This window comes from Pseudomonas sp. B22129 (genome assembly GCF_044218875.1).
Classification (GTDB): domain Bacteria; phylum Pseudomonadota; class Gammaproteobacteria; order Pseudomonadales; family Pseudomonadaceae; genus Aquipseudomonas.
This window is the reverse complement of record NZ_CP162592.1, coordinates 1,589,013-1,612,203: the sequence shown is the minus strand read 5'-3', so window position 1 is coordinate 1,612,203 and position 23,191 is coordinate 1,589,013. Positions and strand designations below refer to the sequence as shown.

The window sequence follows — 23,191 nt, the reverse complement described above, 5'->3', positions numbered from 1 at the left end:
ATCGTAAGCCCTCTTTTTTGCGTGCGATTTCCCCTGGGGAGGGGGCATCGCAGGCGTCACTGAACTGGCATCACTGAACTGGAAAGGCAAACCAATGCAGCGTCTGTATCGGAAACGCATCGTTCTCGGCGTCGGCGGCGGCATTGCCGCCTACAAGAGCGCAGAGCTGGTTCGCAGGCTCCTGGACCAAGGCGCCGAAGTGCGCGTGGTCATGACCCGCGGTGGCAGTGAATTCATCACACCACTGACCATGCAGGCCTTGTCCGGCCACCCGGTTCATCTGGACCTGCTGGACCCGGCGGCCGAAGCCGCCATGGGCCATATCGAGCTGGCCAAATGGGCCGACCTGGTACTGATCGCCCCGGCCACCGCCGACCTGATCGCCCGCCTCGCCCAAGGCATTGCCGATGACCTGCTGACCACCCTGGTACTGGCCACCGACGCCACCGTCGCCATCGCCCCGGCCATGAACCAGGCCATGTGGCGCGACCCGGCCACCCAGGCCAACACCCAACTCCTGCAAAGCCGTGGCCTCAAGGTGTTTGGCCCGGCATCCGGCAGCCAGGCCTGCGGCGACGTCGGTATGGGCCGCATGCTCGAAGCCACCGATCTCGCACAATGCGCCGCAGATTGCTTCCAGCACCTGGCCCTGACCGGCAAACACGTGCTGATTACCGCCGGCCCAACCCAGGAAAACATCGACCCGGTGCGCTACATCACCAACCATAGCTCAGGAAAAATGGGCTTTGCCTTGGCGGAAGCAGCGGTCGAGGCAGGCGCACGTGTCACTCTGATCACCGGGCCGGTGCACTTGCCGACCCCTGATCGCGTCACCCGAATCGACGTAGTCAGCGCCCGCGACATGCTGGCGGCCTGTGAGGCAGCCATTCCCTGCGACCTGTTTATCGCTTCGGCAGCGGTTGCGGATTACCGCCCGGAAGTCGTAGCCCCGCAAAAACTGAAGAAAGACCCTACGAGCGGCGACGGCCTGCTCCTGCAAATGGTGCGCAACCCGGACATTCTGGCGACCATCGCCACCCGTCCGGACCGCCCGTTCAGTGTCGGCTTTGCTGCCGAAACCGAGCATTTGCTGGACTACGCCGCGCGCAAATTGAAAGACAAAAACCTCGACTTGATCGTTGCCAATGATGTCGCCAACCCGAGCATCGGCTTCAACAGCGAGGAAAACGCCTGCAGCGTGATCGACCGCGACCTGCACGCCACCCTTTTCGCCCAGACCAGCAAGGGCAAGATTGCCCGCCAACTGATCTCTTTTATCGCCCAACGGCTGAACCAGGTTTAATGTCCATGCACGCTTTGCAAGCCAAGATCCTCGACCCCCGCATCGGTACCGATTTCCCGCTGCCGGCCTACGCCACTCCGGGCTCCGCAGGCCTGGACCTGCGCGCCATGCTCAAGCAAGACACCGTCCTTGAGCCGGGCCAGACCCTTCTGATTCCGACCGGCCTGTCGATCTACGTGGGCGACCCGGGCCTGGCGGCGCTGATCCTGCCGCGCTCCGGCCTGGGCCACAAACACGGCATCGTGCTGGGCAACCTCGTTGGCCTGATCGACTCCGATTACCAGGGCGAACTGATGGTGTCGTGCTGGAACCGTGGCCAGACCGCGTTCAACATCGTCGTCGGCGAGCGCATCGCCCAGCTGGTGCTGGTACCGGTGGTGCAGGCGCACTTCGAGCTGGTTGAGGAATTTGTTGAAACACAACGCGGCGCAGGCGGTTTTGGCCATTCCGGCAGCCACTGACTAAGCTGAAATTGGCCGGGCGCCCTTGTCCGGCCAGATGCCACCGCATGGCTTTTCAGGATGAAGAATGCGCGGACTTAATCAGCGAGATTTCCCCATTGAAATCAATGCATTACGCAATCTCAAAGACAAAGCCACCACGCCGATGGCCTTTTTGCACCACGAACTCTCTGCCGAAAACGCCGTCATACCCTTCAGTTTGAGCCCGCCGGTCAGCCACATTCAGGCCAGCTTTGCCCCTTTCAGATGGAGTTTCCCCCCGCGATGAGTACCGCAGCCCGAGTCGCCCCGACATTTCCCGACAGCATCTTCCGCGCCTACGACATCCGCGGCGTAGTGCCCAAGACCCTGACCGCCGAAACCGCCTACTGGATTGGCCGCGCCATCGGCGCCCAAAGCCTGGCCCAGGGCGAGCCGAACGTATCGGTAGGCCGTGACGGTCGCCTGTCCGGCCCGGAGTTGGTGGAGCAACTGATCCAGGGCCTGGCCGACAGCGGCTGCCATGTCAGTGATGTTGGCCTGGTGCCAACGCCTGCGCTCTACTACGCCGCCAACGTGCTGGCTGGCAAATCCGGGGTGATGTTGACCGGCAGCCACAACCCGTCGGACTACAACGGCTTCAAGATCGTCATCGCCGGTGACACGCTGGCCAACGAACAGATCCAGGCCCTGCACACACGCCTGAAGACCAACGACCTGACCAGCGGTGAAGGCAGCATCACCAAGGTCGACATTCTTCAGCGCTACTCGGATCAAATCACCGGCGACGTCAAACTCGCGCGCCGCCTGAAAGTGGTGGTGGACTGTGGCAACGGTGCGGCCGGCGTGATCGCCCCACAATTGCTCGAAGCGCTGAACTGCGAAGTGATCCCGTTGTTCTGCGACGTCGACGGCAACTTCCCCAATCACCACCCGGACCCGGGCAAGCCTGAAAACCTGGTGGACCTGATCGCCAAGGTCAAGGAAACCGGGGCGGACGTCGGCCTGGCCTTCGATGGTGATGGTGACCGCGTCGGCGTGGTGACAGACACCGGCGAAAACGTGTTTGCTGACCGCCTGCTGATGCTTTTCGCCCGTGACGTGGTGGCGCGCAACCCCAATGCCGAAATCATCTTCGACGTGAAGTGCACCCGCCGCCTCACCCCCCTGATCAAGGAATACGGCGGCCGCCCGCTAATGTGGAAGACCGGCCACTCGTTGATCAAAAAGAAAATGAAGGAAACCGGCGCACTGTTGGCCGGCGAAATGAGCGGCCACGTGTTCTTCAAGGAACGCTGGTTCGGCTTTGACGACGGCATTTACAGCGCCGCTCGTCTGCTGGAGATCCTCAGCAAGGAAAAATCGACCGCTCAGGAGCTGTTTCAGACGTTCCCGAATGATATTTCTACGCCAGAGATCAATATCCATGTGACCGAAGAGAGCAAATTCAGCATCATTGACGCACTGCACGATGCGCAATGGGGTGAAGGCGCCAACCTGACCTCCATTGATGGTGTGCGAGTCGATTACGCCAAAGGCTGGGGCCTGGTTCGCGCGTCCAACACCACACCGGTGCTGGTCCTGCGTTTCGAGGCGGATACCGAGGCTGAGTTGCAGCGCATCAAGGACGTGTTCCACGCCCAGTTGAAACGTGTTGCCCCTGATCTCCAATTACCGTTCTGATTTTTTACCGGAGCCCTGAATGACCCTCGAACGCGAAGCCGCTGCCAACACTGCCAAGGTCCTTTCCGAAGCGTTGCCGTACATCCGACGCTACGTCGGCAAGACGCTGGTGATCAAGTACGGTGGCAATGCCATGGAAAGCGACGAGCTGAAAACCGGCTTTGCCCGCGACATCGTGCTGATGAAAGCCGTGGGGATCAACCCGGTGGTAGTGCACGGTGGTGGCCCGCAAATCGGTGATCTGCTCAAGCGCTTGTCGATCGAGAGTCACTTCATCGACGGCATGCGCGTCACTGACGCGCAAACCATGGACGTGGTGGAAATGGTCCTCGGCGGCCAGGTCAACAAGGACATCGTCAACCTGATCAACCGTCATGGCGGCAGCGCCATCGGCCTGACCGGCAAGGACGCAGAGCTGATCCGTGCGAAAAAACTGACCGTAACCCGTCAGACGCCGGAAATGACTCAGCCGGAAATCATCGACATCGGCCAGGTGGGCGAAGTAGTCGGCGTGAACACCGACCTGCTGAACCTGCTGGTCAAAGGTGATTTCATCCCGGTAATCGCGCCAATCGGCGTAGGCGCCAATGGTGAGTCCTACAACATCAACGCCGACCTGGTGGCCGGCAAAGTCGCCGAGGCGCTGAAGGCTGAAAAGCTGATGTTGCTGACCAACATCGCCGGCCTGATGGACAAGGAAGGCAAGGTACTGACCGGCTTGACCACTCAACAAGTGGACGAGTTGATCGCTGACGGCACCATTTACGGCGGCATGCTGCCGAAGATCCGTTGCGCACTGGAAGCAGTGCAGGGCGGCGTGGGCAGTTCGTTGATCATCGACGGCCGCGTACCGAATGCGGTGCTGCTGGAGATCTTTACCGATACCGGCATGGGCACGCTGATCAGTAACCGCAAGCGCTCTTAATCGCTGAAAACCAAAAAGCCCCCGCTCAATTGAATTGAGCGGGGGCTTTTTTATTTGCGATCTGATTCTGCAGTACAGTGGAGATCCCCTGTGGGAGCGGGCTTGCCCGCGAAAGCGGCGTGTCAGTCACCGGATATGTTTCTGAAACACCGTATTCGCGAGCAAGCCCGCTCCCACACAAACCCACTTCACAGGACTTACTGCGTCAGACGCCAAATTGCTCGCGGTATGCGCGAACAGCCGGCAAGTGCTGCTTGAGCTGCGCATCATCTTCCAGGAACTGCAACACCTGGTTCAACGACACAATGCTCACTACCGGAATACCGAAATCGCGCTCCACTTCCTGGATCGCCGACAACTCACCGTTGCCGCGCTCCTGGCGGTTCAGCGCGATCAGCACGCCGGCCGCCTTGGCGCCGTCCTGGGAAGCGATGATCTGCATCACTTCGCGGATAGCGGTGCCAGCGGTGATTACGTCGTCGATGATCAGCACGTCGCCTTTGAGCGGAGCCCCAACCAGGCTGCCGCCTTCGCCATGCGCCTTGGCTTCTTTGCGGTTGAAGCACCATGGCAGGTCCTGCCCGTGATGTTCAGCCAGCGCTACGGCGGTCGCCGCTGCCAAAGGAATACCTTTGTAGGCCGGACCAAACAGCACGTCGAAGGAAATACCGCTTTCAACGATGGCCGCCGCATAGAAACGACCCAGCTGAGCCAGGGCCGAACCCGAGTTGAACAGGCCCGCATTGAAGAAGTACGGGCTGGTGCGCCCGGACTTCAAAGTGAACTCACCGAAGCGCAAAACGCCGCGATCGATGGCAAAACGAATGAAATCGCGTTGATACGCCTGCATGAAAAAAGCCTCAGATACCACGGATTTAGCTAATTAGGTAGACGGCGTGTATCATACACGCACGCGATTTTTGGGGCCATTTATGCGGATCATCAGTGTGAACGTCAATGGTATTCAGGCTGCAGTCGAGCGTGGTTTGCTCAGTTGGCTGCAAGCACAGAATGCCGACGTCATCTGCCTGCAGGACACCCGCGCCTCCGCCTTTGAACTGGACGACCCAGCCTTCCAACTGGATGGCTACTTCCTTTATGCCTGCGATGCCGAAGTGCCCACCCAAGGTGGCGTGGCTTTGTATTCGCGGTTGCAACCCAAGGCGGTCATCAGCGGCCTCGGCTTCGAGACAGCCGACCGCTACGGGCGCTACCTGCAAGCCGATTTCGACAAGGTCAGCATCGCGACCTTGCTGCTCCCTTCGGGGCAGAACGGCGATGAAGACTTGAACCAGAAGTTCAAGCTAATGGACGATTTCGCCCGTTACCTGGATAAACAGCGGCGTAAACGTCGCGAGTACATTTACTGTGGCTCGCTGTACGTGGCGCAACAGAAGCTGGATATCAAGAACTGGCGCGACAGCCAGCAATCCCCGGGCTTCTTGGCACCGGAACGTGCCTGGATGGACGAGATTGTCGGCAACATGGGCTATGTGGATGCCCTGCGCGAAGTCAGCCGTGAAGGCGACCAGTACAGCTGGTGGCCGGATAACGAACAGGCCGAGATGCTTAACCTGGGTTGGCGTTTCGACTACCAGTTGCTGACTCCGGGCCTGCGCCGCTTCGTGCGCAGTGCACGCTTGCCGCGCCAGCCACGCTTCTCGCAGCACGCGCCGCTGATCGTGGACTACGACTGGACACTGACCATCTGAAGTCTTTTTCCAGGCACAAAAAAACCGACATCGCTGTCGGTTTTTTTGTGGGCGTTCATTATTTGACCAGTCGCCAGGTCAAGGGGTAGCGATAGGCGATCCCCTTATTGGCCTTGATCGACCCAATAATCGTCAGCACCACGCTGGCGATGGCCAGGGCCGTCATCAGGAAGAACCCGATGACCGCAAAGGCCAGCACGATGCACACGATCCAGGCGATGGCCACGGTGATCTGGAAATTCAGCGCTTCCTTGCCCTGATCATCGATGAACGGGCTGACTTCCTTCTTCATCTGCCACAGGATCAGCGGCCCCACGACACTGCCGAAGGGGAACACAAACCCCAGAAACGCCGCGAGATGACACAACATTGCACTTTGACGCACTTCGTAGGAAAGCGTGGGTTCCGGCAGTTGACTGTCATTCATGGCGTTTCTCCTTGAGGTCGACCGGCTCAGTCAGCGAGCGCGGCGTTTTGCAGTTCGAAGATCTCGGTCATGCCTTTCTGAGCCAGCGCGAGCATGGCATTCAGGTCAGCAGGCTGGAACGGCGCGCCTTCGGCGGTGCCCTGTACTTCAATGAAACCGCCGGTGCTGGTCATCACCACGTTCAGGTCGGTTTCGGCGGCCGAGTCTTCCAGGTAGTCCAGGTCCAGTACAGGCTCGCCCTGGTACATGCCCACCGACACGGCAGCAATCATTTGCTTGAGCGGGTCGCCGCCTTTCAGGCCGCCGCGCTTCTTGATCACTTTCAGTGCGTCGACCAGGGCCACCATGGCACCGGTGATGGACGCGGTGCGGGTGCCGCCGTCGGCCTGGATCACGTCGCAGTCGACGTACAACGTCACGTCGCCCAGCTTGGACATGTCCAGGGCTGCGCGCAGGGAACGACCGATCAAACGCTGGATTTCCAGGGTGCGGCCGCCTTGCTTGCCACGGCTGGCTTCACGCTGGTTACGCTCGCCGGTGGCGCGCGGCAGCATGCCGTATTCGGCGGTCAACCAGCCCTGGCCCTGACCTTTGAGGAAACGCGGAACGCCGTTTTCGACGCTGACGGTGCAGATCACCTTGGTATCGCCAAACTCGACCAGTACAGATCCCTCGGCGTGTTTGGTGTAGTTGCGGGTGATGCGGATCGAGCGGAGCTGATCGGCAGCGCGACCACTTGGACGTTTCATAGGGGGTACCTGTACGGAGGACGAAAAACTGCCGACATTATAGAGCCGCGAACCGTTTCGGGGCACTTCTAAAAATTCGGTTACGAAAGGCCTGCCCATCGCCCATTGTTTGGGCGCGCCCGCCCCACTGCGCTACACTCCTGCGCCTTCGCAGCCTGTCGGCTTCAATTTAACCACCCACCCGTATTTGCGGGACTGCATCGCGAGGTACTTCCATGGTGCACAGCATGACCGCCTTCGCCCGCGTCGAAAAAGCCGGCGTCCAGGGCACCCTGAGCTGGGAACTGCGCTCGGTCAACAGCCGCTACCTGGAGCCGCACCTGCGCCTGCCGGAATCCTTTCGCGACCTCGAAGGCGCCGTGCGTGAAGCGCTGCGCCAGGGCATTTCCCGAGGCAAGCTGGAATGCACCCTGCGCTTTACCGAAGAAACCACCGGCAAACCGCTGCAGGTTGACCGTGACCGCGCCGCGCAACTGGTCGCAGCCGCCGAAACCATCGCCGGCCTGATCAAGCAGCCCGCCGCGCTGAACCCGTTGGAAGTGCTGGCCTGGCCCGGCGTACTGGTCGCCGACGCCACTGACCCGCAAGCCCTCAACGCCGAAGCCCTTGCCCTGTTCAACCAGGGCTTGAAGGAGCTCAAGGCCGGCCGCGAACGTGAAGGCGCCGAGCTGGCCCGCCTGATCAGCGAGCGCCTGACCTCGATTGAAGAGGACGTGGTCACCCTGCGTGAACTGGTGCCCCAGATGCTCGCCACCCAGCGCCAGAAGGTCCTCGACCGCTTCGCCGACATGAAGGCCGACCTCGACCCGACGCGCCTGGAGCAGGAAATGGTCCTGCTCGCCCAGAAAAGCGACGTGGCCGAAGAGCTCGACCGCCTGAGCACCCACATTCTTGAAGTGCGCCGGGTGCTCAAATCCGCCGGTGCCGCCGGTCGGCGCCTGGACTTCCTGATGCAGGAACTCAACCGCGAAGCCAATACACTGGGCTCCAAGGCGTTTGACCCGCGCAGCACCCAGGCTGCGGTCAACCTCAAAGTGTTGATTGAGCAGATGCGCGAACAAGTACAGAATATTGAGTAAGGCAACCTCCATGACCCACAGCACCGGCACCCTTTACATCATTTCCGCCCCCTCGGGCGCGGGCAAGAGCAGCCTGGTCAAGGCCTTGACCGACGCTGACGAGCAGATCCGCATCTCGGTCTCCCACACCACACGCGCCATGCGCCCGGGCGAGGTGAACGGCGTGCACTATCACTTCGTCGAGCGCACCGAGTTCGTCAAGATGATCGAGCACGGTGACTTCCTGGAGCGCGCCGAAGTGTTCGGCAACCTTTACGGCACCTCGCAGAGCCACTTGCAGCAGACCCTGGACGAAGGCCACGACTTGATCCTGGAAATCGACTGGCAGGGCGCCGAGCAAGTGCGCCAGTTGATGCCAAAGGCGCGTTCGATCTTCATCCTGCCGCCGTCGCTGCAAGCCTTGCACCAGCGCCTGACCAACCGTGGCCAGGACAGTGACGAGATCATCGAAGGCCGCATGCGTGAGGCCGTCAGCGAAATGAGCCACTACGTCGACTACGACTACCTGATCATCAACGACGATTTTGCCCACGCACTGGATGATTTGAAGGCGATTTTCCGCACCAATCAGCTCCAGCAAAAGCGTCAACAGCAGCGTTTCGGCAAATTGCTCGCTGAATTGCTCGGCTGATTGGCGCTTCCCAAAACCGCTGCAAGGGCTTTACATTGGCACGTGCAGCGGTTTTACGAAGGCTTGCGAAAAATCAGCGCTTCCCTAAACGCTGGTGATTTTTTAAACTGTTCAGTCCGCTCGCCCAACCGGGCAGCGCGCATCTTGCATTCGCTCCGAGGAATACCATGGCCCGCGTAACCGTTGAAGACTGCCTAGAACACGTGGATAACCGCTTTGAGCTGGTCATGCTCTCTACCAAGCGTGCCCGTCAACTGGCCACTGGCGGCAAAGAGCCCCTGGTCCAGTGGGAAAACGACAAGCCTACCGTAGTGGCCCTGCGTGAAATCGCTGAAGGCCTGATGAGCTACGAGTTCATCGCCAACGCCGAAATCGTTGAAGACGAACCGCTGTTTGCAGCGTTCGAGGACGAGTCCAACGAGGCCGTCTAAGCCTATGCCTGGTCGACGTAGCACGGCGCGGGGTCACAGCCAACGGCAGGAGTTCACACTTTGCCGAGCATAGACGCCCTCGCCGATCGCTTATCGGCCTACCTCGGCCCAGACCAGGTCAACCTGGTCCGCCGAGCGTATTTCTACGCCGAACAAGCCCACGACGGCCAACGCCGCCGCAGTGGCGAGGCGTATGTCACGCACCCTCTTGCCGTGGCAAACATTCTGGCCGACATGCACATGGACCATCAGAGCCTGATGGCCGCGATGCTGCATGACGTGATCGAAGACACCGGCATCGCCAAGGAAGCGCTCAGCGCGCAATTTGGCGAAACCGTGGCCGAACTGGTCGACGGGGTCAGCAAACTGACCCAGATGAACTTCGAAACCAAGGCCGAAGCCCAGGCGGAAAACTTCCAGAAGATGGCCATGGCCATGGCCCGCGACATCCGGGTGATCCTGGTCAAGCTGGCCGACCGGCTGCACAACATGCGCACGCTGGAAGTGCTGTCCGGCGAAAAACGCCGGCGCATCGCCAAGGAAACCCTGGAAATCTACGCGCCCATCGCCAACCGGCTGGGCATGCACGCCATTCGTATCGAGTTCGAAGACCTTGGCTTCAAGGCCATGCACCCGATGCGTTCGGCGCGCATCTATCAGGCGGTCAAGCGTGCCCGGGGCAACCGCAAGGAAATCGTCAACAAGATCGAAGAGTCGCTGAGCCATTGCCTGGCGATCGACGAGATTGAAGGCGAAGTCAGCGGTCGGCAAAAGCATATCTACGGCATCTATAAAAAGATGCGCGGCAAGCGCCGGGCTTTCAACGAGATCATGGACGTGTACGCGTTCCGGATCATCGTCGACAAGGTCGACACCTGCTACCGCGTGCTGGGCGCTGTACATAATTTGTACAAACCCCTGCCAGGCCGTTTCAAGGATTACATCGCGATTCCCAAGGCCAACGGCTACCAGTCACTGCACACCACGTTATTTGGTATGCATGGCGTGCCGATCGAAATCCAGATTCGCACCCGTGAAATGGAAGAGATGGCCAACAACGGCATCGCCGCCCATTGGCTGTACAAATCCAGCGGCGACGAGCAGCCCAAAGGCACCCATGCCCGCGCCCGCCAGTGGGTCAAGGGCGTGCTGGAAATGCAGCAACGTGCCGGCAACTCCCTGGAATTTATCGAAAGCGTGAAGATCGACCTGTTCCCGGACGAGGTCTACGTGTTCACGCCCAAAGGCCGGATCATGGAGCTGCCCAAAGGCTCCACGGCGGTCGACTTTGCTTACGCGGTACACACCGACGTGGGCAACAGCTGCATCGCCTGCCGGATCAATCGTCGCCTCGCGCCGCTGTCCGAACCGCTGCAAAGCGGCTCCACGGTCGAAATCGTCAGCGCACCGGGCGCGCGCCCGAACCCGGCCTGGCTCAATTTTGTGGTCACCGGCAAGGCGCGCACACACATTCGTCACGCCTTGAAACTGCAACGCCGTTCCGAGTCCATCAGCCTGGGCGAACGCCTGCTGAACAAGGTACTCAACGGCTTCGACAGCGCCCTCGACAAAATCCCGGCCGAGCGCGTGCAAGCGATGCTCCACGAGTACCGCCAGGAAACCATCGAAGACCTGCTGGAAGATATCGGCCTGGGCAACCGCATGGCCTACGTGGTCGCCCGCCGTCTGCTCGGCGAAGGCGAACAGTTGCCAAGCCCCGAAGGCCCGCTGGCCATCCGCGGCACCGAGGGTCTGGTGCTCAGCTACGCCAAGTGCTGCACGCCAATCCCGGGCGACCCGATTGTCGGCCATCTGTCGGCAGGCAAAGGCATGGTCGTGCACCTGGACAACTGCCGCAACATCACCGAAATCCGCCACAACCCGGAAAAATGCATCCAGCTCTCGTGGGCCAAGGATGTCACCGGCGAGTTCAACGTCGAGTTGCGCGTCGAGCTGGAGCACCAGCGCGGCCTGATCGCCCTGCTGGCCAGCAGCGTCAACGCCGCCGACGGCAATATCGAAAAAATCAGCATGGACGAGCGCGATGGTCGCATCAGCGTGGTCCAACTGGTGGTCAGCGTGCACGACCGCGTGCACCTGGCCCGCGTGATCAAGAAACTGCGCGCCTTGACCGGGGTCATCCGCATCACCCGTATGCGTGCCTAATAAACCTCTTACAAGGAGTCACACATGACCAAGACCGTTATCACCAGCGACAAAGCCCCGGCCGCCATCGGTACTTACTCCCAGGCGATCAAGGCGGGCAACACCGTCTACATGTCCGGCCAGATTCCACTGGACCCAAAAACCATGGAACTGGTTGAAGGTTTCGAAGCACAGACCGTACAGGTCTTCGAAAACCTCAAGTCGGTGGCCGAAGCGGCCGGTGGTTCGTTCAAGGACATCGTCAAACTGAACATCTTCCTCACCGACCTGAGCCACTTCGCCAAGGTCAACGAGATCATGGGCAAGTACTTCGAGCAGCCGTACCCAGCCCGTGCCGCCATTGGCGTTGCCGCCCTGCCAAAGGGCTCGCAGGTTGAGATGGACGCGATTCTGGTCATCGAGTAAAAACATCCGGCGCAACCTTTTCAGGTTGCGCCGACTTCGTTTCAGAAGGATTTCGTAATGCGCAAAGCGCTTCTAGCTTCTTCGTTGCTCGCCCTGTTGCTCGGCGGCTGTGCCAGCAACCCCGCCGACCTGGATGTAAGCGGCACCTGGATCAACCAGGCCGCCATCAACGCGGCAGCCAAGGGCGGCCCTTTGCGTGAAGCCCTGCAAACTTTTGGCCCGAACCTCGAGTGGGAGGTCAACCCCAAGGCTTCGCAGGCCCGCTACTACAACGGTTTTGAAGTAGCTGAAGGCAAATTGCTCGGTGAGAAATCCGGCGCCTGGAGCGTCGAGTTCTACGGCAGCTCCGCTACCGAACTCAAGCGCAAAGGCAAACAATTGCTGCAAGTTGCCAACGACAACGAGCCCGAGCAACTGTTCGCCCGCGCCAAAGACCCGGCCCCGGAAGGCGCGCCATTGGGCGCCAACTTCGAGCGTGCGCTGTATGCGGCCTATCTGGGCGGTGACTGGAAGATCAAGGACGGCAATGGTGACGGTGCCACCGTTCAATTCCAGGCCAACGGCAAAGTCGCCGGCCTGCCTGGGGTTGATCAGTATTCGCTGTGCCTGGCCGGCGATTGCGCCTCCATGAGTGGCGGCTATGACAGCATCTGGCTGCAGCTGAACGGCCAGGGCAACCCGTGGATCTTCATGCGCAAGGGCAAGAAGCTGGAAATCTTCCAGGCGGTGAATACGGCGCTGGCGGATGAAGTGCCTTCGTTTACGCCCGGCCCACGGCAGTGGCTGCTGGAAAAACAGTAAACCGCGTCACCTGGATCCAAATATGGGAGCGGGCTTGTGTGGGAGCGGGCTTGCTCGCGAATGCATCACCTCGGTACAACTGATACACCGAGGCGCCCGCATCGCAGGCAAGCCAGCTCCCACATGCCTAACCGCGTTTCAGCCTTTGAGAATCGCCGCGTAGCCTTCGCGGTAACTCGGATACGTCGGCACCCAGCCCAGCGCTTTGGCCCGCGCATTACTGCACTGCTTACTCCCCGCCCTACGCACACTCGCATCGTCCGCCCATTCGGTCACACCGAGATACTCGCGCAACCAGCCCACCACTTCCGCCAACGGCGCAGGCACGTCGTCCACGCCGATATAAACCTTGTCCAACGCACCGCCCTGCTCCACATGACGCAGCAAAAAGGCCAACAGGCCCGCCGCGTCATCCGCGTGAATCCGGTTGCCATATAAAGGTGGGTCGATCGCTACTCGGTAGCCTTGGCGCACTTGGGTCAACAACCATTCACGGCCAGGGCCGTAGATGCCGGTCAAACGCACGATGCTCGCTGGGATACCGCTGTTGAGCGCCACTTGCTCGGCTTCCAGCATCACTTTGCCGGAGTAGCCCTGCGCCTGGGTGTCAGACGTTTCGTCGACCCACTCGCCATTCTGCTGCCCGTACACACTGCTGCTGGACACAAACAACAGGTGCTTGGGCTCCTGGCCGTAGTCGCCCAGCCACTCCAGTACATGCTGCAAACCTTGCACGTAAGCGGCGCGGTAACCCGCCTCGTCGTGGTCGGTCGCAGCCGCGCAATACACCAGGTAATCCACCCCGCCGATCGGCCAAGTGTCGGGGCAGTCTTTCTTGAACAGGTCGCCGGCAATGCCGATCACACCCTCGGGAAGCTTCGAAATATCACGGCGCAGGCCATGTACCTCCCATTCCGAGGCCAGCAATTGGCTGGCTAGCCGACTACCCACATCGCCGCAACCGGCAATCACAACAGAAGGCGCAGACATCCGAAAACTCCATTCTTAAAGGCGCAGATTAGCCGCCGGAGATGACCAGCGGCCAGCAAAAGGACAAATAAAGTAACTGTATTACTTCTGTTAACAAGAATTACTTGCAATAATGACTACCCATTTGTCCTCGACCCTCTTGGGTCTGGCAGGACGATCACTCATTTTTTCTCTCAGGTCCGGCCAGCATGACACGTAATACAAACCCCGCTTCGCCAACCAAGCCTCACAGCCCATCCCGCGCCTGGCGTGCGCTGGCTGCGATGCTGTTCAGCGTACTGCTGGCGCCGACCGCCGCATTCGCTGATGCCACCGCACCCGCCGCTCCGGCCGCTGCCGAACACAATGCAGCGACACCGGCCGCACCTGCTGCGGCACCTGCGGCCACCGACCCGGCCCAGGCTGCGGCTCCCGCGCCTGCCGATGATGGCGGTGTTGTACTGGAAGAAGACAACTCGCTGGGCATGGCTCACGACCTGTCGCCGTGGGGCATGTACCAGAATGCTGACGTCGTGGTGAAAGCCGTGATGATCGGCCTGGCCATCGCCTCGATCATTACCTGGACCATCTGGATCGCCAAGGGCTTCGAGCTGCTCGGCGCCAAGCGTCGCCTGCGCACTGAAATCGTCCACCTGAAAAAAGCCACCACCCTCAAGGAAGCCAGCGACACCGCGACCAAGAAGGGCACGCTGGCCAACCTGCTGGTACACGACGCGCTGGAAGAAATGCGCCTGTCGGCCAACACCCGCGAGAAGGAAGGCATCAAGGAACGCGTCAGCTTCCGCCTGGAGCGCCTGGTTGCAGCCTGTGGCCGTAACATGAGCAGCGGCACCGGCGTATTGGCGACCATCGGTTCCACCGCGCCATTCGTGGGCCTGTTCGGTACCGTGTGGGGCATCATGAACAGCTTCATCGGCATCGCCAAAACCCAGACCACCAACCTCGCCGTCGTTGCCCCCGGCATCGCCGAAGCCCTGCTGGCCACGGCCCTGGGCCTGGTTGCCGCGATTCCTGCGGTGGTGATCTACAACGTCTTCGCCCGTTCGATTGCCGGCTACAAGGCCCAGGTGTCGGACGCGTCGGCAGAAGTCCTGCTGCTGGTCAGCCGCGACCTCGATCACCTGCCTACCGAGCGCAGCTCGCAACCGCACATGGTGAAAGTGGGGTAATCGGCCATGGGCCTGCATTTGAATCAAGGCGACGATGAACTCGTCGAGAACCACGAAATCAACGTCACGCCGTTTATCGACGTGATGCTGGTGCTGCTGATCATCTTCATGGTGGCCGCACCGTTGGCCACCGTGGACATCAAGGTTGACCTGCCCGCGTCCAGCGCCAAGCCTGCGCCGCGGCCGGAGAAACCGATTTTCCTCAGCGTCAAGGCGGACCAACGCCTGTACCTGGGCGAAGAAGAAGTCAAAGCTGAAACCCTGGGCCCGGTGCTCGACGCCAAGACCCAAGGCAAGAAAGACACGACGATCTTCTTCCAGGCCGACAAGGGCGTGGACTACGGCGACCTGATGAGCGTGATGGATGCCCTGCGGGCAGCCGGCTACCTCAAGGTGGGCCTGGTCGGACTTGAGACGGCAGCCAAGAAATGATCACGACGCGCCACAAACTGACGCGGTATGGCACCAGCCTCGCCGTCGTGCTGGGCGTGCATGCCGTCGCGATCATCATCGCGCTCCAATGGTCCGCGCCGCATCCGGTGACGCTGCCACCGGCGGCCATGGTCATCGACCTGGCGCCGATGCCCGCACCGCCGCCGCCGGCTCCGCCCAAGGTGATCACGCCGCCGCAGCCGCCTGCACCGGTGGAAGAGCTGCCCCTGCCGAAACTGGCCGAGGCACCCAAGCCAACGATTCAGGTGCCCAAGCCGGTCAAGCCCAAGCCCAAACCTCAGCCGCCAAAGCCTGTGGAGAAGAAGCCCGAGCCGCCCAAGGAAAAACCTTCCGAAGAGCCGCCGAGCGAGAGCCCGCAGAACAATGCACCGACTGAAAAATCGGCCCAGCCAACGCCAGGCCCGTCGCCTCAACAGGTCGCGGCCAAAGCGTCCTGGGAAGGCACCCTGCTGGCGCACCTGCAAAAGTACAAGAAGTACCCGCCGGGCGCGCAACAACGTGGCAAGGAAGGCTTGAACCGCCTGCGTTTCGTGGTCGATGCAGAAGGCAACGTGCTGTCCTATGAATTGGTGGGCCGCTCCGGCAACGCCGACCTGGACCGCGCGACCCTGGACATGATTCGTCGTGCCCAGCCACTGCCCAAGCCACCGGCGGATATGTTGAAAGGCGGCAGCGTCGAAATCGTCGCGCCGTTCGTTTACAACATTGAAAAGCGCCGCCGCTGAGCCACTCCCAATGGGCACCTGCGGGTGCCCATTTCCCTTCTTGGGCACCCCGCCCGCTTACTGCTGAACCGCAGCTGAATGCATGACCGATGTCATGCGTCTTCACTTGTAACATTCCAATACAAAGCCAAGCATGCGCGAACAGTTCTCATTTGAGAGGTTTTCGCGATGCCCCGCATTCTGCGCACCCCCGCCCTTCTGCTCGCGCTCACTGGCGCGTCTTGCGCAGCCCATGCCGATCAGGTCATCACCCTGGCCGTCCAGAACCATACCTTTTCGCCCTCGACCTTCACGGTTCCGGCCGGCGAACGCTTTCGCATCCAGCTCACCAATAACGATGACAGCGTCGACGAGTTCGAAAGCTACGACATGAAGTTCGAAAAAATCGTCGTGCCCGGCAACACCATCACCGTGTTCGCCGGGCCGATGCACCCTGGCACCTACAGCTTTTTCGACGACTACCACCCGGACCAGGCCAAAGGCACCGTCACTGCCGTCGCGGCCAAGGAGTAAGCCATGCTCGCCTGCCTGTTGATTGTGTTTCGAGAAGTGCTGGAAGCCGGGATCGTGATCGGTATTGTCATGGCCGCTACCCAGGGCCTGGCCCGGCGCGGACTGTTCATCGCCGGCGGGATCGTCGCGGGCGTTTGCGGGGCCGGCATCCTGGCGTTGTTCACCGGCGCCATCACCCAAGCGCTGGATGGCTTCGGCCAGGAAATTTTCAACGCGGCCATTCTGATCGTCGCCGTGTTCATGCTGGGCTGGCACAACCTGTGGATGGCCAGCCATGGCCGCGAGCTGGCGAACGAGCTGCGCAGCACCGGCCTGGCCGTGCAAAAAGGCGACAAATCCCTGCTGGCCCTGGCTGTGGTCATTACCGTCGCGGTGCTGCGTGAAGGCTCGGAGATTGTGTTGTTTCTCTACGGCATCGCCGCCTCCACCCACACCGAACCACTGACCATGCTGATCGGCGGCCTGCTCGGCATTGCGGCTGGCGGCGCCTTGTCGTGGTTGCTGTATCGCGGCCTGCTGGTCATCAGCCTCAAGCGTCTGTTCTCGGTGACCAGCTGGATGATCGCCGTGCTCGCCGCCGGCATGGCCGGTCGCGCCGCGGCCATTCTGGCGGGCATCAACCTGATTCCCGCCTGGGGCTATCAGCTCTGGGACACCTCATGGCTGGTCTCCGACGCCAGCCTCGGCGGCCGCGCCCTGCAAGCCATGACCGGCTACACCGACCGCCCCTTGGGCGTTCAGCTGTTTGCCTGGCTGCTCACCCTCGCCGTCCTTGTGGTGGGCAGCCGCCTGATTCACTCGCGCCCCTCTCAATCCTGACCACCCACCCTGGAGCATCACCCATGAAGCACCTGTGCAAACCCGTCGCCGCAGCACTGGCACTCGCCACCACGCTGGCGTTTTCCGCTTACAGCCAAGCGCGCGAGTATCCTATTGGCGGGCCCGTGCAGGCCCACGACATGGAGATCGCCTCGTCCTACCTGACCGGCATCGAGATGGCGCCGATGCCGCCAGGCATGGTGATGGACAAAGACTCGGTGCACCTGGAAACCGATGTGCACGCCACCGCCGACAACAAATACGGGTTCGCCAACGGTGAGTGGATACCGTACCTGAGCATCAGCTATTCGCTGGTCAAGCAGGGCTCGCCGAACTACAAGGAAATCGGCACGCTGTTGCCCATGGTCGCCAAAGACGGCGCCCATTACGCCAACAACGTGAAGATGGACGGCCCTGGCACCTACACCGTGGTGCTGCGCTATGAGAGCCCGCAGATCAACGGCTTCTTCCACCATATCGACAAAGAAACCGGTGTGCCGGAATGGTGGGGCCCGTTCACCGAAACCTTCACGTTCAAGTACCCACAAAATTGAGTCATGCTTCACGACACCCGATTACCGGGTGTCGTAAGTACCACTGTCTCTGATAACGTGCGTCTATCGATTGCAGCCGGTATGCTTGGCCCGCAACCTCATGGACGCTCGCTATGACTCTTACAGAATTACGCTACATCGTGACCCTCGCCCAAGAGCAGCATTTCGGCCACGCGGCCGAGCGTTGCCATGTCAGCCAGCCGACGCTGTCGGTGGGTGTGAAAAAGCTTGAAGACGAACTCGGTGTGCTGATTTTCGAGCGCAGCAAGAGCGCCGTGCGCCTGACTCCGGTCGGCGAAGGCATCGTTGCCCAGGCCCAGAAGGTACTGGAGCAAGCCCAAAGCATTCGCGAACTGGCCCAGGCCGGCAAGAACCAATTGACGGCCCCGCTGAAAGTCGGCGCCATCTACACCGTCGGCCCTTACCTGTTCCCGCACCTGATTCCGCAACTGCACCGCGTCGCGCCGCAGATGCCGCTGTATATCGAAGAAAACTTCACCCACGTGCTGCGCGACAAACTGCGCAACGGCGAGCTGGACGCAATCATCATCGCCCTGCCGTTCAACGAAGCCGACGTGCTGACGTTGCCGCTCTACGACGAGCCGTTCTACGTGCTGATGCCGGCTTCGCACCCGTGGACGCAGAAAGACACCATCGACGCCGGCCTGCTCAATGACAAGAGCCTGCTGCTGCTCGGCGAAGGCCACTGCTTCCGCGACCAGGTGCTGGAAGCCTGCCCGACCCTGACCAAGGGCAACGACGGCGCCAAACACACCACCGTGGAATCCAGCTCCCTGGAAACCATACGCCACATGGTTGCTTCCGGCCTGGGCATTTCGATCCTGCCGTTGTCGGCCGTGGACAGCCATCACTACGCCCCCGGCGTGATCGCTGTGCGCCCGCTCACGCCGCCAGTGCCGTTCCGCACCGTGGCAATTGCCTGGCGTGCCAGCTTCCCGCGCCCGAAAGCCATTGAGATCCTCGCCGACTCGATCCGCCTGTGTTCGGTGGCCAAGCCGCCTGCTGCGAGCTAAACAGACGTATGACTGAGCTGTCACAGGTGTCGGTGACGGCACTCAAGGGTGTCGGTGAAGCCATGGCCGAGAAACTGGCCAAGGTCGGCCTGGAAAATCTCCAGGACGTGCTGTTTCACCTGCCCCTGCGCTATCAGGACCGCACCCGAGTGGTGCCCATCGGCCAGTTGCGCCCCGGGCAGGACGCGGTGGTCGAAGGCACCGTCAGCGGCGCCGACGTGGTGATGGGCAAGCGCCGCAGCCTGGTGGTGCGCCTGCAGGACGGCACCGGTGGCCTGAGCCTGCGCTTCTATCATTTCAGCAATGCGCAGAAAGAAGGTCTCAAGCGTGGCACGCGCGTGCGCTGTTACGGCGAAGCGCGCCCCGGAGCATCGGGCCTGGAAATCTACCACCCGGAATACCGCGCCATCACCGGCGACGAGCCACCGCCGGTCGACACCACCCTCACACCGATCTACCCGCTCACCGAAGGCCTGACCCAACAGCGCCTGCGCCAACTGTGCATGCAAACCCTGACGATGCTCGGTCCGAAAAGCCTGCCCGACTGGCTGCCGCTCGAACTGGCGCGCGACTACCAACTGGCGTCGCTGGACGATGCGATTCGTTACCTGCATCACCCGCCCGCTGACGCCGATGTCGACGAGTTGGCCCTGGGTCACCATTGGGCCCAGCACCGCCTGGCCTTCGAAGAGCTGCTGACCCACCAACTGTCCCAGCAGCGCCTGCGCGAAAGCATGCGTTCCTTGCGCGCACCCGCGATGCCGAAAGCTACACGCCTGCCTGCACAATACCTGGCCAACCTCGGCTTCGCGCCGACCGGTGCCCAACAGCGCGTGGGCAATGAAATCGCTTACGACCTCAGCCAGCACGAACCCATGCTGCGCCTGATTCAGGGGGACGTGGGCGCGGGCAAAACCGTGGTCGCCGCCCTCGCCGCCTTGCAGGCGTTAGAGGCCGGTTACCAGGTTGCGCTGATGGCACCGACCGAGATTCTCGCCGAACAACACTTCATCACTTTCAAGCGCTGGCTTGAACCCCTGGGCCTGGAAGTCGCCTGGCTGGCGGGCAAGCTCAAGGGCAAAGTGCGTGCCGCCGCCCTGGAGCAAATCGCCAACGGCGCGCCGATGGTGGTGGGGACCCACGCGCTGTTCCAGGACGAAGTGCAGTTCAAGAACCTCGCGCTGGTGATCATCGACGAACAGCATCGTTTCGGCGTGCAACAGCGCCTGGCCCTGCGCCAGAAAGGCGTGGGCGGGCGCATGAACCCGCACCAGTTGATCATGACGGCCACCCCCATCCCGCGCACCCTGGCCATGAGCGCCTACGCCGACCTCGACACCTCGATCCTCGACGAACTGCCGCCCGGTCGTACCCCAGTCAACACCGTGCTGGTCACCGACACCCGCCGCGTCGAAGTGATCGAGCGCGTGCGCGGCGCCTGCGCCGAAGGTCGTCAGGCTTACTGGGTGTGCACGCTGATTGAAGAATCCGAAGAACTGACCTGCCAGGCCGCCGAAACCACCTTTGAAGACCTCACCAGCGCCTTGGGCGAGCTCAAGGTCGGCTTGATTCACGGGCGCATGAAGCCTGCGGAAAAAGCGGCGGTCATGGCCGAATTCAAGGCCGGCAACCTGCAGTTACTGGTGGCCACTACGGTGATCGAGGTCGGAGTGGACGTACCCAACGCCAGCCTGATGATCATCGAAAACCCCGAGCGCCTGGGCCTCGCGCAACTGCACCAATTGCGCGGGCGTGTCGGCCGGGGCAGCGCCGCGAGCCATTGCGTGCTGCTCTATCATCCGCCGCTGTCGCAGATCGGCCGCCAGCGCCTGGGCATCATGCGCGAAACCAACGACGGGTTTGTGATAGCCGAAAAAGACCTCGAACTGCGCGGCCCCGGCGAAATGCTCGGCACCCGCCAGACGGGCCTTTTGCAATTTAAGGTCGCCGACCTGATGCGCGATGCCGACCTGTTGCCTGCCGTGCGTGACGCCGCGCAAGCGTTGTTGGAGCGATGGCCGGATCACGTCAGCCCGTTGCTCGACCGCTGGCTGCGGCATGGGCAGCAATATGGCCAAGTGTGACGCCTGACTCACTTAGTCGACCAACAGTTGTATCAAGCTGGTTATACTTCGGTGACTGTACGAATTTGGATCAGGCCATGTCAGAAGTTGCCCTCGCCACAGCCCCACTGACCGCCCCGCCGGTCATTCGGGCTCTGCTCGCAAAGCTCGCTATTCCGTTCACGGAGGTTGCAGAGCAACCTGGCCTGAATCCCGCGCGAAAGGTCCAGGCCGTTCTGCTGGAAGATGCCGTTGGCGCACTCATGGTGCTGTTCCCCCAGAACCAACTGCTGGACCTCAACCGCCTCGCCGAACTGACCGGGCGCCGCCTCACGGCCGTGTCGCCGGATCGCGTCGAGCGCATGCTGGGCAAACACAGCCTGAGCCTGCTGCCGGGCCTGCCGGCGCTCACCACCTCGCCTTGCCTGTACGAAGGCAGCCTGCTCGATCAACCGAGCTTGCTGGTGCACTCGGGTGAAGCCGGCTTGCTGCTGGAAATCGCCAGCGGCGACTTCAAGACCATGCTCACCAAAGCCACTGCCGGGCACTTCGGCGAGCCGTTGAGCAACATCCGCCCCAACCTCGACCGCCCGAATGATGACCGCGAGGAAATCACCCAGGCCATGCAGGCGTTCACCGCCCGCCGCATCCAGCAGCGCCTGGAAGCGACTCTCGAGATTCCGCCGCTGGCCGACACCGCGCAGAAGATCATCAAGCTGCGCGTCGACCCCAACGCCACCATCGATGACATCACCGGCGTTGTCGAAACCGACCCGGCCCTGGCCGCCCAAGTGGTGAGCTGGGCCGCGTCGCCGTACTACGCGTCGCCGGGCAAAATTCGTTCGGTGGAAGACGCCATCGTGCGCGTGCTGGGTTTCGATCTGGTGATCAACCTGGCGCTGGGCCTGGCCTTGGGTAAAACCCTGAGCTTGCCCAAAGACCACCCGCACCAGTCCACGCCGTACTGGCATCAGTCGATCTACACCGCCGCCGTGATTGAAGGCCTGACCCGTGCCATGCCCCGCGCCCAGCGCCCGGAAGCCGGCCTGACTTACCTGGCCGGCCTGCTGCACAACTTCGGTTATCTGCTGTTGGCTCACGTGTTTCCGCCACACTTCTCGCTGATCTGCCGGCACCTGGAGGTCAACCCGCACCTGTGCCACAGCTATGTCGAGCAACACTTGCTGGGCATCAGCCGCGAGCAGATCGGCGCCTGGCTGATGCGCTACTGGGACATGCCGGACGAGTTGTCCACCGCCTTGCGCTTCCAGCACGACCCGAGCTACGACGGCCAGTACGCCGAATACCCGAACCTGGTCTGCCTGGCGGTGCGCTTGTTGCGCAGCCGGGGCATTGGGTCCGGGCCGGATGAGGCCATTCCGGATGCACTGCTTGAGCGTCTGGGCTTGAGCCGCGACAAGGCGGAGGAAGTGGTGGGCAAGGTGCTGGATGCCGAGGTGCTGTTGCGCGAATTGGCGTCCCAGTTCAGCCAGGGTTAAACATGTAGCCTGTTGGACCGCATTCGCGAGCAAGCCCGCTCCCACAGTTGACCGAGTTCCAACATGAGAATGCGGTCGAATGTGGGAGCGGGCTTGCTCGCGAAGAATCCACCTCGGTCTAACTGAAAGCCTTACTTCTTTTTCTTCGGCTTCAAATACTTGGTCAACCCCTGGAACCAGATCACCAGCGCCGGGTTGCCCTTGATCTGAATCGACTTGTCCTGAATCCCCGTCATGAACGCCAGTTGCTTGTTCTTCGCCTGCATCGTGGCGAAACCGTAGGCGGCATCCTTGAACGCGATGGCAAACGCCGGCGCCGGGTGAACACCCGAGCGGCTGGTGATGCGCTGGTCTTTGACGATGAAGTGACGGGCAACCTTGCCGTCGAGGGTCTGCAACTGGAACGCCAGGTCTTTGTCACCCAACTGTTGCTGGAAGGCAGGATTGGTGCGGCTGGCTTTGCCCATCATCAGGCCCAGCACCCACAACAAAAGACGAAATTTCATGCACACGGCCTCGGTGTAATTATTGAGTGGCCGCAGCAGTTTAACGATTTGCAAAAAGAACGCCACCGATCTTGCGCATTAGCGGAAGATCGGCTGGCGTTTGACGCTTATAGC

General features: G+C 61.3%; 25 protein-coding genes and 1 pseudogene. 21 read left to right on the top strand and 5 right to left on the bottom strand.

The genetic code is table 11. The features are described from left to right. Window positions 1-94: 94 nt before the first annotated feature. From coaBC to argB, 5 genes and pseudogenes are all read left to right on the top strand, one after another. Window positions 95-1,303, top strand: a complete 1,209-nt coding sequence (gene coaBC, locus AB4P94_RS07240) for a bifunctional phosphopantothenoylcysteine decarboxylase/phosphopantothenate--cysteine ligase CoaBC (protein WP_395609988.1) — start codon at window positions 95-97, stop codon at window positions 1,301-1,303. A 5-nt stretch (window positions 1,304-1,308) separates the two neighbouring features. Further along, entirely contained in the window at window positions 1,309-1,764 is a 456-nt protein-coding gene (gene dut, locus AB4P94_RS07235; RefSeq protein WP_395609987.1) for a dUTP diphosphatase, read from the top strand. Between the two features lie 67 nt (window positions 1,765-1,831). Then, on the top strand, window positions 1,832-2,032 hold the full coding sequence (locus AB4P94_RS07230; RefSeq protein ID WP_395609986.1) for a hypothetical protein: 201 nt from the start codon (window positions 1,832-1,834) through the stop codon (window positions 2,030-2,032). Then, window positions 2,011-3,426 (top strand): annotated as a pseudogene (locus AB4P94_RS07225) (phosphomannomutase/phosphoglucomutase); the annotation flags it as partial. The gene AB4P94_RS07230 and the pseudogene AB4P94_RS07225, both read left to right, overlap by 22 nt. A gap of 19 nt (window positions 3,427-3,445) precedes the next feature. Beyond that, on the top strand, window positions 3,446-4,351 hold the full coding sequence (gene argB / locus AB4P94_RS07220) for an acetylglutamate kinase (protein WP_016970588.1): 906 nt from the start codon (window positions 3,446-3,448) through the stop codon (window positions 4,349-4,351). A gap of 205 nt (window positions 4,352-4,556) precedes the next feature. Here the strand turns inward: argB and pyrE are convergent, their stop codons facing one another. Continuing rightward, window positions 4,557-5,201: an orotate phosphoribosyltransferase gene (gene pyrE / locus AB4P94_RS07215; protein ID WP_395609985.1), complete on the bottom strand. Its 645-nt coding sequence runs from the start codon at window positions 5,199-5,201 to the stop codon at window positions 4,557-4,559. Window positions 5,202-5,283: 82 nt separating this feature from the next. On the opposite strand from pyrE, the gene AB4P94_RS07210 reads away from it, so the two are divergent. Next, window positions 5,284-6,063, top strand: coding sequence for an exodeoxyribonuclease III (locus tag AB4P94_RS07210; protein WP_003195493.1), 780 nt, complete (start codon window positions 5,284-5,286; stop codon window positions 6,061-6,063). Between the two features lie 58 nt (window positions 6,064-6,121). On the opposite strand, the gene AB4P94_RS07205 is transcribed toward AB4P94_RS07210, so the two are convergent. Further along, complete coding sequence (locus AB4P94_RS07205) at window positions 6,122-6,490, bottom strand: DUF4870 domain-containing protein (protein WP_016969929.1); 369 nt, start codon at window positions 6,488-6,490, stop codon at window positions 6,122-6,124. Between the two features lie 26 nt (window positions 6,491-6,516). Further along, entirely contained in the window at window positions 6,517-7,239 is a 723-nt protein-coding gene (gene rph, locus AB4P94_RS07200; protein WP_003213280.1) for a ribonuclease PH, read from the bottom strand. Between the two features lie 215 nt (window positions 7,240-7,454). On the opposite strand from rph, the gene AB4P94_RS07195 reads away from it, so the two are divergent. From AB4P94_RS07195 to AB4P94_RS07170, 6 genes are all read left to right on the top strand, one after another. Further along, on the top strand, window positions 7,455-8,318 hold the full coding sequence (locus AB4P94_RS07195; RefSeq protein WP_395609984.1) for a YicC/YloC family endoribonuclease: 864 nt from the start codon (window positions 7,455-7,457) through the stop codon (window positions 8,316-8,318). Window positions 8,319-8,328: 10 nt separating this feature from the next. Next, entirely contained in the window at window positions 8,329-8,949 is a 621-nt protein-coding gene (gmk, locus tag AB4P94_RS07190) for a guanylate kinase (protein ID WP_017253726.1), read from the top strand. A 167-nt stretch (window positions 8,950-9,116) separates the two neighbouring features. Next, entirely contained in the window at window positions 9,117-9,380 is a 264-nt protein-coding gene (gene rpoZ, locus AB4P94_RS07185; protein WP_003176920.1) for a DNA-directed RNA polymerase subunit omega, read from the top strand. A 60-nt stretch (window positions 9,381-9,440) separates the two neighbouring features. Beyond that, entirely contained in the window at window positions 9,441-11,546 is a 2,106-nt protein-coding gene (spoT, locus tag AB4P94_RS07180; RefSeq protein WP_056860838.1) for a bifunctional GTP diphosphokinase/guanosine-3',5'-bis pyrophosphate 3'-pyrophosphohydrolase, read from the top strand. A 24-nt stretch (window positions 11,547-11,570) separates the two neighbouring features. Beyond that, a complete protein-coding gene (locus AB4P94_RS07175; RefSeq protein ID WP_025130815.1) occupies window positions 11,571-11,951 on the top strand; it encodes a RidA family protein in 381 nt (126 codons plus the stop codon). Window positions 11,952-12,008: 57 nt separating this feature from the next. After that, window positions 12,009-12,752 carry a hypothetical protein gene (locus AB4P94_RS07170; protein ID WP_395609983.1) on the top strand — a complete coding sequence of 248 codons (744 nt, stop codon included), beginning with the start codon at window positions 12,009-12,011 and terminating at the stop codon, window positions 12,750-12,752. Between the two features lie 138 nt (window positions 12,753-12,890). On the opposite strand, the gene AB4P94_RS07165 is transcribed toward AB4P94_RS07170, so the two are convergent. Then, complete coding sequence (locus AB4P94_RS07165; protein ID WP_395609982.1) at window positions 12,891-13,742, bottom strand: SDR family oxidoreductase; 852 nt, start codon at window positions 13,740-13,742, stop codon at window positions 12,891-12,893. Window positions 13,743-13,930: 188 nt separating this feature from the next. Between AB4P94_RS07165 and exbB the strand changes: the two genes are divergently transcribed. The 9 genes from exbB (at window position 13,931) to AB4P94_RS07120 (ending at window position 22,571) form a co-directional block, all read left to right on the top strand. Beyond that, on the top strand, window positions 13,931-14,911 hold the full coding sequence (gene exbB / locus AB4P94_RS07160; protein ID WP_395609981.1) for a tonB-system energizer ExbB: 981 nt from the start codon (window positions 13,931-13,933) through the stop codon (window positions 14,909-14,911). A gap of 6 nt (window positions 14,912-14,917) precedes the next feature. Further along, entirely contained in the window at window positions 14,918-15,343 is a 426-nt protein-coding gene (gene exbD / locus AB4P94_RS07155) for a TonB system transport protein ExbD (protein WP_099236655.1), read from the top strand. Next, the gene (locus AB4P94_RS07150; RefSeq protein WP_395609980.1) at window positions 15,340-16,089 is read left to right on the top strand and encodes an energy transducer TonB; all 750 of its coding nucleotides are present in this window, start codon (window positions 15,340-15,342) and stop codon (window positions 16,087-16,089) included. Before exbD ends, AB4P94_RS07150 begins: the two co-directional genes overlap by 4 nt. A 168-nt stretch (window positions 16,090-16,257) precedes the next feature. Next, window positions 16,258-16,602 carry a cupredoxin domain-containing protein gene (locus AB4P94_RS07145; RefSeq protein ID WP_395609979.1) on the top strand — a complete coding sequence of 115 codons (345 nt, stop codon included), beginning with the start codon at window positions 16,258-16,260 and terminating at the stop codon, window positions 16,600-16,602. A gap of 3 nt (window positions 16,603-16,605) precedes the next feature. Then, window positions 16,606-17,421: an FTR1 family protein gene (locus AB4P94_RS07140; protein WP_395609978.1), complete on the top strand. Its 816-nt coding sequence runs from the start codon at window positions 16,606-16,608 to the stop codon at window positions 17,419-17,421. Between the two features lie 23 nt (window positions 17,422-17,444). Next, window positions 17,445-17,975, top strand: coding sequence for an iron transporter (locus AB4P94_RS07135; RefSeq protein ID WP_395609977.1), 531 nt, complete (start codon window positions 17,445-17,447; stop codon window positions 17,973-17,975). Between the two features lie 113 nt (window positions 17,976-18,088). Beyond that, the gene (locus tag AB4P94_RS07130) at window positions 18,089-19,009 is read left to right on the top strand and encodes a hydrogen peroxide-inducible genes activator (protein WP_003213305.1); all 921 of its coding nucleotides are present in this window, start codon (window positions 18,089-18,091) and stop codon (window positions 19,007-19,009) included. Between the two features lie 8 nt (window positions 19,010-19,017). After that, entirely contained in the window at window positions 19,018-21,093 is a 2,076-nt protein-coding gene (recG, locus tag AB4P94_RS07125; protein WP_395609976.1) for an ATP-dependent DNA helicase RecG, read from the top strand. A 77-nt stretch (window positions 21,094-21,170) separates the two neighbouring features. Beyond that, window positions 21,171-22,571 carry an HDOD domain-containing protein gene (locus AB4P94_RS07120; protein WP_395609975.1) on the top strand — a complete coding sequence of 467 codons (1,401 nt, stop codon included), beginning with the start codon at window positions 21,171-21,173 and terminating at the stop codon, window positions 22,569-22,571. 131 nt (window positions 22,572-22,702) lie between these two features. Here AB4P94_RS07120 and AB4P94_RS07115 read toward each other — a convergent pair whose 3' ends face one another. Next, a complete protein-coding gene (locus AB4P94_RS07115) occupies window positions 22,703-23,077 on the bottom strand; it encodes a hypothetical protein (protein ID WP_003195530.1) in 375 nt (124 codons plus the stop codon). Between the last annotated feature and the right edge of the window lie 114 nt (window positions 23,078-23,191).

Excerpts from the sequence above, each read along its gene's own strand:
- coaBC (WP_395609988.1), top strand. The coding sequence starts at position 95 with ATGCAGCGTCTGTATCGGAAACGCATCGTTCTCGGCGTCGGCGGCGGC.
- dut (WP_395609987.1), top strand. The coding sequence starts at position 1,309 with ATGCACGCTTTGCAAGCCAAGATCCTCGACCCCCGCATCGGTACCGAT.
- AB4P94_RS07230 (WP_395609986.1), top strand. The coding sequence starts at position 1,832 with ATGCGCGGACTTAATCAGCGAGATTTCCCCATTGAAATCAATGCATTA.
- argB (WP_016970588.1), top strand. The coding sequence starts at position 3,446 with ATGACCCTCGAACGCGAAGCCGCTGCCAACACTGCCAAGGTCCTTTCC.
- pyrE (WP_395609985.1), bottom strand. The coding sequence starts at position 5,201 with ATGCAGGCGTATCAACGCGATTTCATTCGTTTTGCCATCGATCGCGGC.
- AB4P94_RS07210 (WP_003195493.1), top strand. The coding sequence starts at position 5,284 with ATGCGGATCATCAGTGTGAACGTCAATGGTATTCAGGCTGCAGTCGAG.
- AB4P94_RS07205 (WP_016969929.1), bottom strand. The coding sequence starts at position 6,490 with ATGAATGACAGTCAACTGCCGGAACCCACGCTTTCCTACGAAGTGCGT.
- rph (WP_003213280.1), bottom strand. The coding sequence starts at position 7,239 with ATGAAACGTCCAAGTGGTCGCGCTGCCGATCAGCTCCGCTCGATCCGC.
- AB4P94_RS07195 (WP_395609984.1), top strand. The coding sequence starts at position 7,455 with ATGGTGCACAGCATGACCGCCTTCGCCCGCGTCGAAAAAGCCGGCGTC.
- gmk (WP_017253726.1), top strand. The coding sequence starts at position 8,329 with ATGACCCACAGCACCGGCACCCTTTACATCATTTCCGCCCCCTCGGGC.
- rpoZ (WP_003176920.1), top strand. The coding sequence starts at position 9,117 with ATGGCCCGCGTAACCGTTGAAGACTGCCTAGAACACGTGGATAACCGC.
- AB4P94_RS07175 (WP_025130815.1), top strand. The coding sequence starts at position 11,571 with ATGACCAAGACCGTTATCACCAGCGACAAAGCCCCGGCCGCCATCGGT.
- AB4P94_RS07170 (WP_395609983.1), top strand. The coding sequence starts at position 12,009 with ATGCGCAAAGCGCTTCTAGCTTCTTCGTTGCTCGCCCTGTTGCTCGGC.
- AB4P94_RS07165 (WP_395609982.1), bottom strand. The coding sequence starts at position 13,742 with ATGTCTGCGCCTTCTGTTGTGATTGCCGGTTGCGGCGATGTGGGTAGT.
- exbB (WP_395609981.1), top strand. The coding sequence starts at position 13,931 with ATGACACGTAATACAAACCCCGCTTCGCCAACCAAGCCTCACAGCCCA.
- exbD (WP_099236655.1), top strand. The coding sequence starts at position 14,918 with ATGGGCCTGCATTTGAATCAAGGCGACGATGAACTCGTCGAGAACCAC.
- AB4P94_RS07150 (WP_395609980.1), top strand. The coding sequence starts at position 15,340 with ATGATCACGACGCGCCACAAACTGACGCGGTATGGCACCAGCCTCGCC.
- AB4P94_RS07145 (WP_395609979.1), top strand. The coding sequence starts at position 16,258 with ATGCCCCGCATTCTGCGCACCCCCGCCCTTCTGCTCGCGCTCACTGGC.
- AB4P94_RS07140 (WP_395609978.1), top strand. The coding sequence starts at position 16,606 with ATGCTCGCCTGCCTGTTGATTGTGTTTCGAGAAGTGCTGGAAGCCGGG.
- AB4P94_RS07135 (WP_395609977.1), top strand. The coding sequence starts at position 17,445 with ATGAAGCACCTGTGCAAACCCGTCGCCGCAGCACTGGCACTCGCCACC.
- AB4P94_RS07130 (WP_003213305.1), top strand. The coding sequence starts at position 18,089 with ATGACTCTTACAGAATTACGCTACATCGTGACCCTCGCCCAAGAGCAG.
- recG (WP_395609976.1), top strand. The coding sequence starts at position 19,018 with ATGACTGAGCTGTCACAGGTGTCGGTGACGGCACTCAAGGGTGTCGGT.
- AB4P94_RS07120 (WP_395609975.1), top strand. The coding sequence starts at position 21,171 with ATGTCAGAAGTTGCCCTCGCCACAGCCCCACTGACCGCCCCGCCGGTC.
- AB4P94_RS07115 (WP_003195530.1), bottom strand. The coding sequence starts at position 23,077 with ATGAAATTTCGTCTTTTGTTGTGGGTGCTGGGCCTGATGATGGGCAAA.